16 protein-coding genes are annotated in these 12,982 nt (G+C 39.6%); 3 read left to right on the forward strand and 13 right to left on the reverse strand.

Features of this window, described 5'->3' with window-relative positions:
- Positions 1-17: 17 nt before the first annotated feature.
- The 8 genes from E6W40_RS16470 to E6W40_RS16505 form a co-directional block, all read right to left on the reverse strand.
- Entirely contained in the window at positions 18-407 is a 390-nt protein-coding gene (locus tag E6W40_RS16470) for a hypothetical protein (RefSeq protein ID WP_136606446.1), read from the reverse strand.
- 298 nt (positions 408-705) lie between these two features.
- On the reverse strand, positions 706-2,142 hold the full coding sequence (locus E6W40_RS16475; RefSeq protein WP_136606447.1) for a TOTE conflict system archaeo-eukaryotic primase domain-containing protein: 1,437 nt from the start codon (positions 2,140-2,142) through the stop codon (positions 706-708).
- A gap of 36 nt (positions 2,143-2,178) precedes the next feature.
- On the reverse strand, positions 2,179-2,370 hold the full coding sequence (locus E6W40_RS16480) for a hypothetical protein (protein WP_136606448.1): 192 nt from the start codon (positions 2,368-2,370) through the stop codon (positions 2,179-2,181).
- Positions 2,371-2,409: 39 nt separating this feature from the next.
- Positions 2,410-3,243: a hypothetical protein gene (locus tag E6W40_RS16485; protein WP_136606449.1), complete on the reverse strand. Its 834-nt coding sequence runs from the start codon at positions 3,241-3,243 to the stop codon at positions 2,410-2,412.
- Between the two features lie 129 nt (positions 3,244-3,372).
- Entirely contained in the window at positions 3,373-3,549 is a 177-nt protein-coding gene (locus tag E6W40_RS16490) for a helix-turn-helix domain-containing protein (protein WP_136606450.1), read from the reverse strand.
- A gap of 68 nt (positions 3,550-3,617) precedes the next feature.
- Entirely contained in the window at positions 3,618-4,505 is an 888-nt protein-coding gene (locus E6W40_RS16495) for an SU10 major capsid protein (RefSeq protein ID WP_136606451.1), read from the reverse strand.
- A 26-nt stretch (positions 4,506-4,531) separates the two neighbouring features.
- Positions 4,532-4,957, reverse strand: coding sequence for a hypothetical protein (locus tag E6W40_RS16500; RefSeq protein WP_136606452.1), 426 nt, complete (start codon positions 4,955-4,957; stop codon positions 4,532-4,534).
- A 1,136-nt stretch (positions 4,958-6,093) separates the two neighbouring features.
- Entirely contained in the window at positions 6,094-6,438 is a 345-nt protein-coding gene (locus E6W40_RS16505; protein WP_136606453.1) for a LytTR family transcriptional regulator DNA-binding domain-containing protein, read from the reverse strand.
- 125 nt (positions 6,439-6,563) lie between these two features.
- Here E6W40_RS16505 and E6W40_RS16510 point away from each other — a divergent pair, with 125 nt between their 5' ends.
- Together E6W40_RS16510 and E6W40_RS16515 are read left to right on the forward strand one after the other, a co-directional pair.
- Positions 6,564-6,761 carry a helix-turn-helix domain-containing protein gene (locus E6W40_RS16510; protein ID WP_211147017.1) on the forward strand — a complete coding sequence of 66 codons (198 nt, stop codon included), beginning with the start codon at positions 6,564-6,566 and terminating at the stop codon, positions 6,759-6,761.
- Between the two features lie 397 nt (positions 6,762-7,158).
- Positions 7,159-7,605, forward strand: a complete 447-nt coding sequence (locus E6W40_RS16515) for an SRPBCC family protein (RefSeq protein ID WP_136606455.1) — start codon at positions 7,159-7,161, stop codon at positions 7,603-7,605.
- A gap of 81 nt (positions 7,606-7,686) precedes the next feature.
- On the opposite strand, the gene E6W40_RS16520 is transcribed toward E6W40_RS16515, so the two are convergent.
- The 4 genes from E6W40_RS16520 to E6W40_RS16535 all read right to left on the reverse strand — a co-directional run bounded on the left by E6W40_RS16520 (position 7,687) and on the right by E6W40_RS16535 (position 10,397).
- Positions 7,687-8,280: a sugar O-acetyltransferase gene (locus E6W40_RS16520; protein WP_136606456.1), complete on the reverse strand. Its 594-nt coding sequence runs from the start codon at positions 8,278-8,280 to the stop codon at positions 7,687-7,689.
- 179 nt (positions 8,281-8,459) lie between these two features.
- Positions 8,460-9,383: an IS3 family transposase gene (locus tag E6W40_RS16525; protein ID WP_136606457.1), complete on the reverse strand. Its 924-nt coding sequence runs from the start codon at positions 9,381-9,383 to the stop codon at positions 8,460-8,462.
- A complete protein-coding gene (locus tag E6W40_RS16530; protein WP_136606458.1) occupies positions 9,370-9,609 on the reverse strand; it encodes a helix-turn-helix domain-containing protein in 240 nt (79 codons plus the stop codon). Before E6W40_RS16530 ends, E6W40_RS16525 begins: the two co-directional genes overlap by 14 nt.
- 101 nt (positions 9,610-9,710) lie before the next feature.
- Entirely contained in the window at positions 9,711-10,397 is a 687-nt protein-coding gene (locus E6W40_RS16535) for a TetR/AcrR family transcriptional regulator (RefSeq protein ID WP_136606459.1), read from the reverse strand.
- Positions 10,398-10,556: 159 nt separating this feature from the next.
- Here E6W40_RS16535 and E6W40_RS16540 point away from each other — a divergent pair, with 159 nt between their 5' ends.
- Positions 10,557-11,909, forward strand: coding sequence for an MATE family efflux transporter (locus E6W40_RS16540; protein ID WP_136606460.1), 1,353 nt, complete (start codon positions 10,557-10,559; stop codon positions 11,907-11,909).
- 155 nt (positions 11,910-12,064) lie between these two features.
- On the opposite strand, the gene E6W40_RS16545 is transcribed toward E6W40_RS16540, so the two are convergent.
- Entirely contained in the window at positions 12,065-12,967 is a 903-nt protein-coding gene (locus tag E6W40_RS16545) for a sensor histidine kinase (protein ID WP_136606461.1), read from the reverse strand.
- Positions 12,968-12,982: the final 15 nt, after the last annotated feature.

Consider the following 12,982-nt stretch of genomic DNA (forward strand, 5'->3'; position numbering starts at 1 on the left):
AATATGCAGGTGAGGTTCTACAACTCTAAATCATCATCCTCATCTTCTTCATCATTCTTAGCAAAAAATTTCTCTGCTTCTTTGTTATGTAGATTTATTTCCTTCATCAGTTTTAGCATCATCTCAATATCCTTGGGATTAGGATTTGATTCAACTTTAATTTTCAGATGCTCATATATTTCTAACAGGTCATTAGCCTGTTTAGTAGCCAACACAATGCTAGTAATGTGTTTAAACTCAGGAGTACGCTCCCATCTGTAATACGTCCCCATAGACTTCAAATCAACTTGCTTTAGGAACTCTGCCTCAGTCATTTCTTTCTCTCTGTCCATCCACAAGTTAAATTTATACTTAACATACAGTTGCTTTTTATAAGGCAACTTCTTCAACACATCATAAATTGTCATTTTCCTAACCTCCAAAACAAATATGGTAAATTGCCTTTACCATGTCACGCAGGACTAAATACAAATTGAATGCCGTATATCCAACCAACATATAAACAACCACCATAACAAACTTACTGAACATCTTGCTAATCACATTTTTCATTTAGATTATCTCCTTTAGATTAATTTCCTCTTTACTTACTTTTTGAAAGTTGTACGTTTTTACCTACAATAGATTATTTATTATTTTAGTATGGGTTTAGGGTGTTAAATCCCTTGCCCTATAAGGAACTAGAAGTATTAAACGGCAAATCAACTAAGCGATAATGCTTTCATATTGTCGTCTAGGTAACATCCTCTTCAATTCTTTATCTGTAAAATAGAACTTCAAACACTGGCTAAAGTCATTGACGCTATTAGTAACAAATGTATCTGCAGATGAGTCAATTGGAACATCAATATTAATTCGGTACAAATTCGGCAAATTGTATTTACCGTTACTGACCTTGCCTTTTACCTTTCTGTTCCGCTCTACGGCTTCAATTACACCTAACTCGATTAATTTATTAACTTGCGTTCTAACTGTCTTTTCCGTAAGTCCTGTGGCGCTTGCAATACTGTTGAAGGTAAAATAAAAAACGCCTTGCATATTCGCATGACGTTTGGAGTGTATCAGCATAGCGTATGTAATTAGTTTCTGATTCTTATCAGGACAATTCTCCATAATCCATTTGATTTCGTTAATGGAAACCGTCAAATCTTTATTCGTTGCCGCTAAGTTATAATTACGTTCGAATATATCCTTCACAACTTGGTCAATGTCTTTATGACATTCCTCTAAACTAGATGAATAACTTTCCGTGTTCTGCTGATCCATCCATGAATGTAGTTCCTGGTTGCATTCCTCTTCATCTAATCCACTGTACTTGAGATACATACCAATCAATAGTACTGAATTGTGTCGGCTGCCTTGAATCTTTAAACCATTCTGCAACAAGTCAATCGCCCTACTAATAGAATAATCCTCTGATTGTGCATGATTATCAGGTGCGACATAACTACTTATTGCCTTTTCTGTTTTAATAATCGTTTCACTGTCAAAGTCAATTTCATCTTCCATGTCCAGTATATCCAAAACCTGTTGACGTTGTATCTTCTTTATGGTGAATAGGTATTCTTGGCTCTCTATTTCATCCATTACCCTTAATCCATCTTCAACTTTACAAAAGCCACAATAATTACCGCTCAATTGGTGCTTACCTAGAGGTAACTTGACGCCTAACTTATCCGTTACACGAAATTCCACTTTGTTTCCAGCATCAAATACACTAGGTAAATCTGCATAGTTGATAACAAAGTTAAAGAACTTCTTTGCTTGTTCAATGGAAATTAAGTCTTCAAAGAAAATGTCGATGTGATAACCTTTATTGCCGCTGAAACTAATGTAATGTTCGTTAATGCCGAGATTATCCAAAACATCTGAAATCTTATATGTAACCCACTTGGCTTGATGGGCATTATGAAAGTCGACGTCAAAGGTCATAAACTTACTAAAGAATTTACTGAACGTACCAACTGTCATGATTCCTTCTAGATGCTTCTCAAACTGCCAATCCATCAAAGGTTTAACCTTGTTCCCTTTTGCATCTTCGCTTCCCTGTGTGTATTGTTTATAACCAAAAGGATACTGAATCAAATAGTGTCCACGCTGGATAATATACAAATCACTTAACTGCTTGATTACATTCTTCATTTAATCCCTCCATTGAAAGCCATTCCATTTAATTAATTACTTACTTTTGCGTTGTTGCATAAAAGCCGTCACTGCTTCATAAAGTGCATCTGACTTTGAAAATTGCCAAAACTGATCCTGAGATTTAACATTTAGTCCTGTGCAATTGAATTCAATTCCTTTGTCATAGCGCAAATGCTTAACCAATCCTTTGTCATACACATAAAAAAAGTTGTTATCTCGTTCCATTAGTTATTGATCTCCTTTATTTACAGAAGAAAAGACAGCCTATTTAGACTGTCTTACTTCCCTTGTGAATTTGAATTTGTTTTTGTGAGTTAATGCCATGCTATACAGACCATTTATATCGTGCTTACTGTATTCCTTGTCTTTTGCTAGTTCATAGCGTCCAGTATGCTCAAACGTATGAGTAAGTTTGAATTGCTCTGCTGATAAACTTAATGGAAACTCAAATAAGCCTTGCATGGCTGCAAGGTCAATGTTTGTTTCAAGTATTCCATTCTCGTTTACCCTTATTGGTGCGTCTAAATTATATTGCGATTTGACACGGTAAAACTCACTCTTATGTATTCCTGAATCTAAAATATCCAATAGTTCAAATAGTTCTAAGCGTTCCAGCCAGTTTCGATTTATCGCCCTGAAATCATTGTTAAAATAGCCAAGAAACGTGCTATCTATTGCAAGGAGTATAATCTTACCCTCTCTACTCTTAGGCATTGGAACATTATAATAACTAATGATTTGAAGCAATGTAGAGCCACAATACTTTGAATAATAATTGTCTCTGCTAACTCCTGTTACTGAATTGACGTTTGCTGAATCTGGATTAACTCGATCTGTGCGGTTTAGTTTAGTTATATGGTTGTCCCATACTTTCCCACGTTCTAAAGCCATATCTACGCCAATTACTTGTCTACCTGTATCCTTCGCTTTAAATCTGTTGCTGAAATCGTAGAAGTAATTAATCTGGTACCCCTTAATCTGTTGTAAATATAAGCAGGATAGAAGAGAGTCTAAATCATTCGATAAACACAAATCATACTTTCCTTGCTCAGTATCATTGCACCATTGCGGAAACTTGCTTTTAAGTTGTTGAATCATATTAGATGAAACTGATCTCATCTAACTCTTACGTTTTGATACTCCCTATTATTAGTTAGTGTAAGTCACTAACCCAAATCAAAAGGGAGTTAAAGTCAATCCTTTCATTTTGCACCTACCTTATTAGTTTTAGTTATTACCTTCAATGAATTGTTTGTATCTATTTATTCTCTCTGGCGACATTTCGCCTTTATTATTTTCATACAAACTGATTAGAGTACTGCTACATTTAAGATATGCCGCAACGTCTATCTGTTTTATGTTGCGTTGGATTCTTTTTATCTTCCATTCCATTCGTTCAGACATGATAACTATCTCCCTAAAAATATTTATAAAAAAGAAGTGGAGGAAAATCCCCCACTCCTAATTATGTATTAGGCTTTAAGAGTGTATTGTGCTACTGCTTTCTTACTTGCTACTTTAAGTGTTCCTTCTGCGATTACTTGACCTTTAACACTGTCACCAGTTTTAGCAAGTGCTTCAAATTGTGCTTCACGAAGGAATGCCAGAGACAATGCAGAAGCATCGAATACTGTCATTTTGTCAGCAGAAGCATGACGAGACAGAAGCAGATTCAAGTTACCATAGTTAGTACGGATAACATCAACGATAATGCCGAATACGTTAGTTTGGCTGTACGTGTAAGAACCTTTGTAGAGCGCATCAATTTGTTCTTTAATGTCAGCGTTGACCAAACCAAAGTATTCTCCTGTTGGCAATCCTTGATCCCACAGTTTCTTTACAGTGGCTTTAATTTCGGCTTCTGTAATCACTCCACTTGCTGCACCAGTAACCAGGTTAGATGCATCTGCAAATGTTTCAAGTCCAGCCATACGACGAACAAAAGGAGTAGTAGAACCATCATTCTTGATACCTTTGGTAACTTGTTTCTCGATATTCACTTTAAGTTCTGTCAGACGGTCAGCAACTTCACTAGAGAAGATGTTACCTTGACCTTGTACATTGATTGCATTTGCTGTACCTGATACAGATACACCCTTCTGGAACAGTTCAAGCACGTTGTTCATTTCAGCACGTCCAGATTGGTAGAACTTCACATCTTCATTACCTTCAATTACAGATACGTCTGCATCATTGGAATAGGATTTCTCTCTCCAAGTGTGAACAGTACCATTTGCTTTCTCGACCAGACCTTTAGCCATGATCAGGGATGTAAGTGGAGTATCAGTGATACCAATTTTAACGATTTCCTTTGCGAGAGAAATGGATTCACCAGCAGTAAGATTAGTAGATTTAAACATGTTTTATCATTCTCCTTAGATTTGTTTTAGTTAAATAGTTTAGATAATTTTGCACTAATCATGCCTGTAACATCATTCTTTGATGCTGCTTGATCATATGCGCTTGTTTGTTTGTGGTCATCAGGTACATAAGACGTGTTTACTTTTCTTGCTTCAAGAATCTTGTTCAATGCTTCAATTTTAGATTTCAGTTCATCGACCTTTCCGACATTAATAAAATCAGCAAAGTCTTCTAGTCCACTCGCTTTCAACTCAATAGACAATTCTTTCTTGAACAATTCCTGTTCACGTTGCTCTAGTGCCTTTTCTGAGTCTGATTTCTCCACTGGCTTGTACTGAAGCAGGTCATTACGTTCAGTCATCAACGGTGTAAGAATCTCAGTTTCCCATGTTGCTTTTGAATCAGAAAGCATCTGGTCAATGTATGCTTGCTGTTCTGTCGTAAACTCCATTTGATACATCCTCTCTTAATAAAGTTCCTCCAACTAAAAAAATTTAGAAAAAAAGAGACACTTCAAATGAAGTGCCCCAATAAATTGGAGGATATAAATATGGAAAACAAAATGCTGTGAAGGATAACCAATCCTTCATTCAATCCATATAGGTATATGGAGTCAATGAAATTCTGGTATTCTCCTCTTATCCATACTGATAAATACGCCACACATTAAAACCCGAGACACTTAGTGCCACGTGGAATTTCGGCGTTTTTCGGGGTGTTTCTAAACCGTTACATTTACCCCTATCATATGTATTACTTTGGGGTAGTCAAAAACACATTTGTTTATAAGGGTTTTTTTGACCTTTTTTTAAAAAAGTGTGACGTTTTTAGCGATTTTTACACCCCACCTATCATATGAAGACCTTTTGAGTCCACAAAAACGACTTATTTTATATAGGTTATTTGCATGTTTTCATTTTAAAAGTGTGCAAGTTTTGGCTATAATACTCCATCAACCTATAAAGTTGTAACTAAAGATATTATTTTCAGTTTTGGCAGATGACTCGCTCTCCCTAAAAGACCATCTTGTTTTTTGATGCTAGTCTCCATGAACCCTTATAAATCAAGGTATTTAAGATATGCTGTGTTCGATTCTTGTAATTTATATTTCACTTCACCAGTTAAAAAGCCAATGTTTATATGGGGTTATGAGTAAATTCTAAACTGTCTTATTTTTTCTTCCATTCAAACACTTACCCACTCCCTTAAAGACCATCTTAAATATTTGAAACATTATAAGAAAAATCAATGTTTATATGGTGTTTTTGTCTTTAAGTGGAACGCTGAGTTTCTTTTCTGTTTCTGTGAGGACTGAAAAAGTCAATTAGAATATAGGAAAATGAATTCGATTATTTTGGTAAAGTTATCTTCTCTATCACTATATAAAATTTTATGGAAATGCAGAAAACCCTTGATACATACGGATTTATAGGCTATTTCTAAACATCTAGTTTTTTATATGTTTACTGCTTGCCATACTTGATTACCTTCCTAAAAACTATATATATAATCTATTAATAGTGATTTCGTACAAGTTTAGAATGGCACAAAAAAAGACAGGAACATTCTCCTGTCTTCTTATGTTGATTATGATATTAGACTTTTAATTTTCCGTTCATGAGATGTTGCAACAGTAGCAGTTCCAGTTGGGAATTGAAGCAACTTTAACTCATTATTATAGTTAGTAACATGTTCAGGATTGATTATCACCGCACGATCACAAACAACCATGTTAAACAGCGCTAATGCTTCTGCTAAATCCTCAACTCTTGTGATGGAGTAGTAAACTCCTGTTTCAGTATGGTATTCAAACTTCCCTTTTTCTTTGCTGATAATTGTTACATAGTGAATATCTTCCAAGGAAAGCCATTTCACATTAGCCTTAACATACGACATATTTGAATCTACAACAGGAATCATTGGTGTAGTCATAATATCCCCCTTAATGTATCACGATATATTCACTATACTATATCGAATACCGAGTGTAAACAATATTTGATATTAATTATCGAATATCGTATTATTTTACAATATATATGATGAGGTGATTGCAAATGAAAATAAGACCTAAATTGACGGAGTTATTAAAACAAAAGGGTTGGACTCAAATGAAACTGTCCGAAGTGACTGGTATCCCTCAAGGTTCAATTAGTCGATTTGATACGAATAAAAGACATGATGATTATCATTTATTTGCTATCTCTAAAGCACTTGGATTGACCATAGAGGAACTTTTTGAGGTAACAGAATAATGACCACTTTACTTATCTGTGTGACTACTTTATAATTTAAAGTAATCAAATAATTAGATTGTGGTTAAACACAATGAAACGTTAACAATCTCTTTACGGCTCTATATATTGATTCATTACTCTTGACAGGGTAGGGGTCAGTGGTTCGAGCCCACTGCAGATCATACAGAAAAAGTCCTTGATTATCAAGGGCTTTTTTCTTTTCACCGGAAATATGATTTTGTTCAAAATAGTGATTCTGCCCGTTAAACCTTCTACTCCTTTCCACTAATTGTGATAAGGCTCACCGCACTGTAAGTATCGGCAAGTTTTTTAATTTTTGTTTATTTCAAGGAATTAGACCCAAACCGACCGAATAATTGAATGAAGAAACCAAATATTCGAGGGGGAAACATAAATGTCCACGAGTACGTCCCGCATATTTATTAATGCACCTGCAGAACGAGTATGGAGTACGGTAATAAAACCAGAGCTGGTTAAACAGTGGCAGTACGGAAGTGATCTTATAACTGATTGGAGTATCGGCAGCGAGATTCGGTTTCGCTCGGAATGGGAAGGAAATATCTTCGAACAGTGGGGCACGGTATTAGAGTTTACACCCTGCCATTCTCTCAGATACTCACTCTTCGTTCCACGTCCAGGCTTAGAGGACAAGCCAGAAAATCACTTCACGATGAGTTATACTTTAAGTGAGGAAAAAGAGGGAACCTTGCTCACGATTGAACAGAACGACAATCGGCCGGGCTCTGACAACAGCAACAGTGATAGCTCGGAAGACGATGACGAAGGTCAATCCGTACTTTCAATGCTTAAGCGATTAGCTGAATCTATGTATAACGAATAACTCTCATCCGAACTAGCCGTTACTCTTTTTTATTGAAGAAATAAAAAAAAGCCACCATGAAGGTGACTATCCTTGAACATATTAAGCACGCGGATACTTATCCTTGTCTGCTTCTGTTATTTCCCTGATCACTTTGCACGGATTACCAGCTGCAATAACCCCGGAAGGTATGCTCTTTGTCACTACACTCCCTGATCCAATAACGGTATTATCACCGATTGTAATACCAGGCAAAATAGATACTCCTCCACCGATCCATACGTTGTTTCCTACCGTGATCGGTAAGGCAATTTCTAATCCCTGATTGCGTTGTTCCACGTCTAGTGCATGTCCAGCCGTATAGAATCCGCAGTTTGGCGCTATAAACACATTTTCTCCAAAAGTAATCTTGGCTGCATCCAGCATCACCGTATTATGATTACAGAAGAAGTTCTCTCCTATTTCAATGTTGTATCCTTGATCACATATAAAAGGCTGTTCTATTAAAAACCGCTCTCCCGTTTTTGCTAAAAGCTGTTTAATAAGAGTCTCCCTTTCCTCCATCATGCTCGGACGAAGGTGGTTATAGTCATAACACAGTTCTTTAGCATTGAGACGTTCCTGCACTAATTGTTTGTCATTATTGTTGTCGTACAACAGGCCTTTCTCAGCCTTTTCTTTTTCAGATAAATTCATCAGTGATCTCCTCAAATTCAGCAGGTTTATTAACGTAGTATAAGCTGATACTAACATCTATCACTTCACCCTGCAATTTCAGACGGAGAACTATACATTCATTAACAACAGTAATTCTAATAGAAACCGCCCATCCACTAACTGGTCAAGACCCCATTTAGTGGACATTGAAAAAACACCTAGGCTGCAAACTGGCGCCGGTACTGTACCGGCGTCAGTTTGTTTAATTTACGCTGCGGTCGCCTTTGGTTGTAAAATTGTATGTACTTCTCAATTCTCCTTTGTGCCTCTGCCAGATTTCGGATATCATAGGGATAGAGCCCTTCCGTTTTGAGATGCGAGAAGAAGCTCTCCATGGAGGCGTTGTCTAGGCAATTGCCCCGGCGAGACATGCTGATTTGGGCGCTAACCTTTGGCAGCATGTCGTGGTAAGCATGAGACGTGTACTGGAACCCTTGGTCGCTGTGAACGACCAATCCGGACACGTCTTTTCGCTTAGCAAATGCTTTAGCGAACGTCTGAAGTACCAGTTCATTATCGTTACGTTCGCTAAGTTGGTAGGCCACAATCTCGTTATTGAATAGGTCTTTCACTGCCGAAAGATACAGCCAGCGCTCGCCTATCCGGTATTGAGTCACATCCGTCACCCATTTCTGGTTTGGTTTTTCGGCTGTGAAATTTCGCTTAAGCAGATTATCAGCCACGCGCTCGGCAGCCTGGTATGTCATATTAAATCGACGTTTCCGGCGAATGCTGGCTTGAAGACCAAGCTTTTGCATTAGGCGCAGTACTTTCTTGTGATTCATCCATACACCTTCATCCTGCCACAAGAAAAGTTGGATCTGACGGTAGCCATACTTTCCTTCGTAGCGTTGATACACGGTGCGAAGGAGTCGTTTAGCCTCGGCATCTCGGTCATTCTTCTTCCTCTTCAAATACGCGTAATAGCCACTTCTAGAGACGCCAAGGAGCTTGCAGTGTTCGGCTACTTGGCCGACATTCGCTGCTTGTTCGATAAGCTTGAAGCGCTGTTCTTTCCCTCCTGCATCCAGATTTCCAAACACTTTTTTAGCATCGTATTCTCCCGTTTCAACTGTGAACATATCGCTCTTGATCTAAATATTCCTTCCGCCTTCCTCGTTGATCCAGTAAACCAAACTCACCCTTTTCACGGTATTTTCGCATCCAACGCTTCATCCGACTCTGGTCTTGGATTCCCAAATGATCGTTGATTTGCCGATACGTCCATTTTTCCTCTACGTGCAAACGGATTGCCTCCATCTTGAGTTCCTCAGAGTACGTCTTAAACTTTTGACCTTTTATAGCCATAAAAAATACACCCCCTAGAATTCATCGGTTAAACCAAGGGGTTTTTCCAATGTCTATTCTAAGGGGTGCACTTCATAACCGGATGAGCGGTTTTTTACATTCTACTTCTCCTGTTCCAGTATCACCTGCTCGATCCCTAACAGAATCAGCTTCAAGCCAAACTCGAACGCCTCGTCGGTCCCCATCAGTTCGAACAGTCCGTTCGTGAACATTCTCCGGAACAGTCCCGCATCCGGCTCGCTCATGGAATGCAGAAGGCTAACCATCTCCTCACCCGGAAGCGCTTCCGATCCCTGTTCCTTAAGAATCGCGGAAACATTGCGCTGGTGCTCATAATCATCCAGAACGAAGTTGAAGACATAATTCATAAGTGTAAGGACCACTTGCATTTTCTGCTCTTGCTCGAGCGGCGTGGATTCCACGCAGAGCAGCATACGGTTGGTGAACCGGATGATGTCCGGTTCGTGGGGCAGCGTCGACATCATGAGCTGCGTGGAGCAAGGATATCGGCCGAGCACGCTTCGCACCGCTACCGCAAGCCCCTTCAGTTGCTCCTTCCAGTCCCCTTCGGAGTGGTACTCCTCCAGAATGATTTTCGATACCTGGTTGGCCAGACGCTGGTAGAGATTCTGTTTGCTCTTGAAGTACCAGTACAGAGAGGGAGCCTGAATCCCTAGCCTGACGGCCAATCGTCGCATGCTGAATTTCTCGATACCCTCTTCCCCAAGAAGCTCCCACGAGGTTTCCAAAATCTTATCCTCCGAAATCTGAGGCTGCTGTTTTTTCATCGGTATCCGCCCTTTTATCTAACAGTGTAAGTTTATGCTTTACAGGTTCATAGGATCATGATATCATCTAACACTGTAAGGTTCAACCTAACACTGTAAGGTTAAAATCTAACACTGTTAGATCAAGACCAAAATAAATTAAAGAAAGTAGTGACCCGCATGGATGCAGAAAACCTCCATTACTTTGAAAAAGCACCGGTCGCAAAAGCCGTAGCTCACTTTGCTGTACCGATGATGCTAGGCACGTCAATGAGTGTCATCTATTCCATCTTGAATGCCTATTTCCTTGGTACGCTCCACAATACAGCCATGTTAACCGCACTGGCGTTAACCCTGCCGTTATTCGCGATCATTATGGCGTTAGGCAATTTGATTGGCATGGGTAGCGGTACTTTCATCTCCCGTTTGCTGGGAGAGAAAAAATATGATGACGTAAAGCATGTATCTTCATTCGCCTTTTACAGCAGCTTAGTTCTTGGTCTTATCGTGATGGCCGTCGGCCTTCCGCTGATCGATCCAATCGTTCATGGCCTGGGGGCAACACCTGAGTCCTTCGGATTTACGAAGGATTATGTCACGATTATGCTTATGGGTTCACCAGTCGTCGTATTATTCTTCACGCTGGAGAATATCGTGCGCTCGGAGGGGGCAGCAATCACATCGATGGTCGGTATGATTCTCAGTGTTGTCGTAAATATTATTCTCGATGCGTTAGTCATCTTCGTGTTCCATTGTGACGTGATCGGCGTCGCGTCTGCTACAGTCATTTCCAACTTGGTTGCGAGTGTATTCTACGCATTTCATATGGGAACTAAGAGCCAATTCTTAACTGTCTCTGTAAAATGGTTCAAGACTACCAGGAACATTCTGAGCAATGTATTCAAAATCGGAGTTCCCGTCTTTATAATGAGTATCTTTTTGGGTGCAATGTCGCTCATCTTTAACCATTTTCTTGTTGATTATGGAGATCCGGCCGTAGCGGCTTACGGAATTTCATCACGTTTATTGCAATTTCCTGAATTTATTCTGATGGGGTTATGCGAGGGAGTTGTTCCACTCATTGCCTTCTCTTTTACAGCGAATAAATTACGCATGAAGCATACCATTGGATTTACGATCAAAACGATTGTCGCGTTAGCCGTTGTGTTCGGTGTCATCGTCTACTTGATTTCAGACCACTTGATTGGTTTATTTACGAATGACCCGCATTTAATCGAAATGGGAAGCTACATTCTGCATGTGACGTTCTTATCCTTGTTCATTACCGGAATGACCACGTTGTTTACGGGAATCTTCCAGGCAACGGCGCAAGGAACGGCCGCGTTTATTATGTCAATCATTCAAGGAATTACTTTGATTCCTGTATTGTTTATCGCCAATCATACGAACGGCTTCCACGGGGTAGTTTGGTCGCTCGTCATTGCGGATGCCGTAGCGTTCCTTGTCGGTGCAATCATGCTATATGTGCTGCGTACCAAATTGCAACCGGATTTGGAGAGTTTAGTGCAGTAAGAAACATACAACGTGCAAGAAGGCAGGACCGGGGCGTGCCCTCATCCTGCTTTTTTGTGTGGAAAAAGAAAATGCCCCTCCAGTTCACACTCAAGGGGGCAGTTTATGGGATTACCGTATCCATTCTGTTGCATTTTTATCGACAAATTACCGTATTAGTGATCCAATCTCCATACGCATTTCATGACAATTTGATTCTCGGATAAATCTGCGGTCAGCTCTCCGTTCATTTTGACCATGAGACTTTTGGCAATGGCTAATCCGAGGCCTGTTCCTTTGCCCGACCGGGATTGGTCAGCTGTATAAAATCGATCGAACAGATTGTTCATATCACTTCGTTGCAAGTGATTAGCAGCGTTTTGGATAGACAATACAACCGTCGATTCGTGCCTTTCCATGTTGATCCAGATGGGCCCATCGGAATGATGGATCGCATTGGTTATCAAATTCTCGATTACGCGCTTGATGGCAGACTCATCTGCAGTCAGAAGAAGCCTTTCTTCGGTAAGTTGAATAACGGCTTCCCCTTTGCGTTCGTTAAACCTGTCGTAGAATCCCAGTAAAATTTCAGGAACCAGGACGTTCATGTTTACTTTCTCCGTTTTTAACTCGTAATCCATCGATTCTATGACGGATAATTCAAAAAAATCGTTCAGCAATACCTGCAGCCGTTTCGTTCGACTTTTGGCAATCGATATATATTCCCGCCTCTCTTCATCGGTTACCTGATCCGATTCCAAGAGCTGAATATAGCCGAGAATGGATGTTAATGGCGTGCGCAGATCGTGAGAAATATGAGAAATACTTTGCTTCAGTTCATGCTCCGTCCGCCTTCTAAGCGCTTTCGCCTCCGCTACTAAATCCATAAGGTTGTTGATTTCGATGGCCAGTTGCTCAAGATCTCGTTCAAAAAAACGAAGATCGACTTTCTTTTCGGTTAATCCTTGATTGTAATCATGCAGCTGACGATGAATTTGTTTCATTTCTTTCTTCAACATATACAAGCGAATGAGTGCAGTAATAGCTATAAGACTTACAGCCGCAACGATATAGACCAAGCCGCCTTCACCCGC

This window comes from Paenibacillus dokdonensis (genome assembly GCF_004916975.1).
Lineage (GTDB): Bacteria > Bacillota > Bacilli > Paenibacillales > Paenibacillaceae > Paenibacillus_AQ > Paenibacillus_AQ dokdonensis.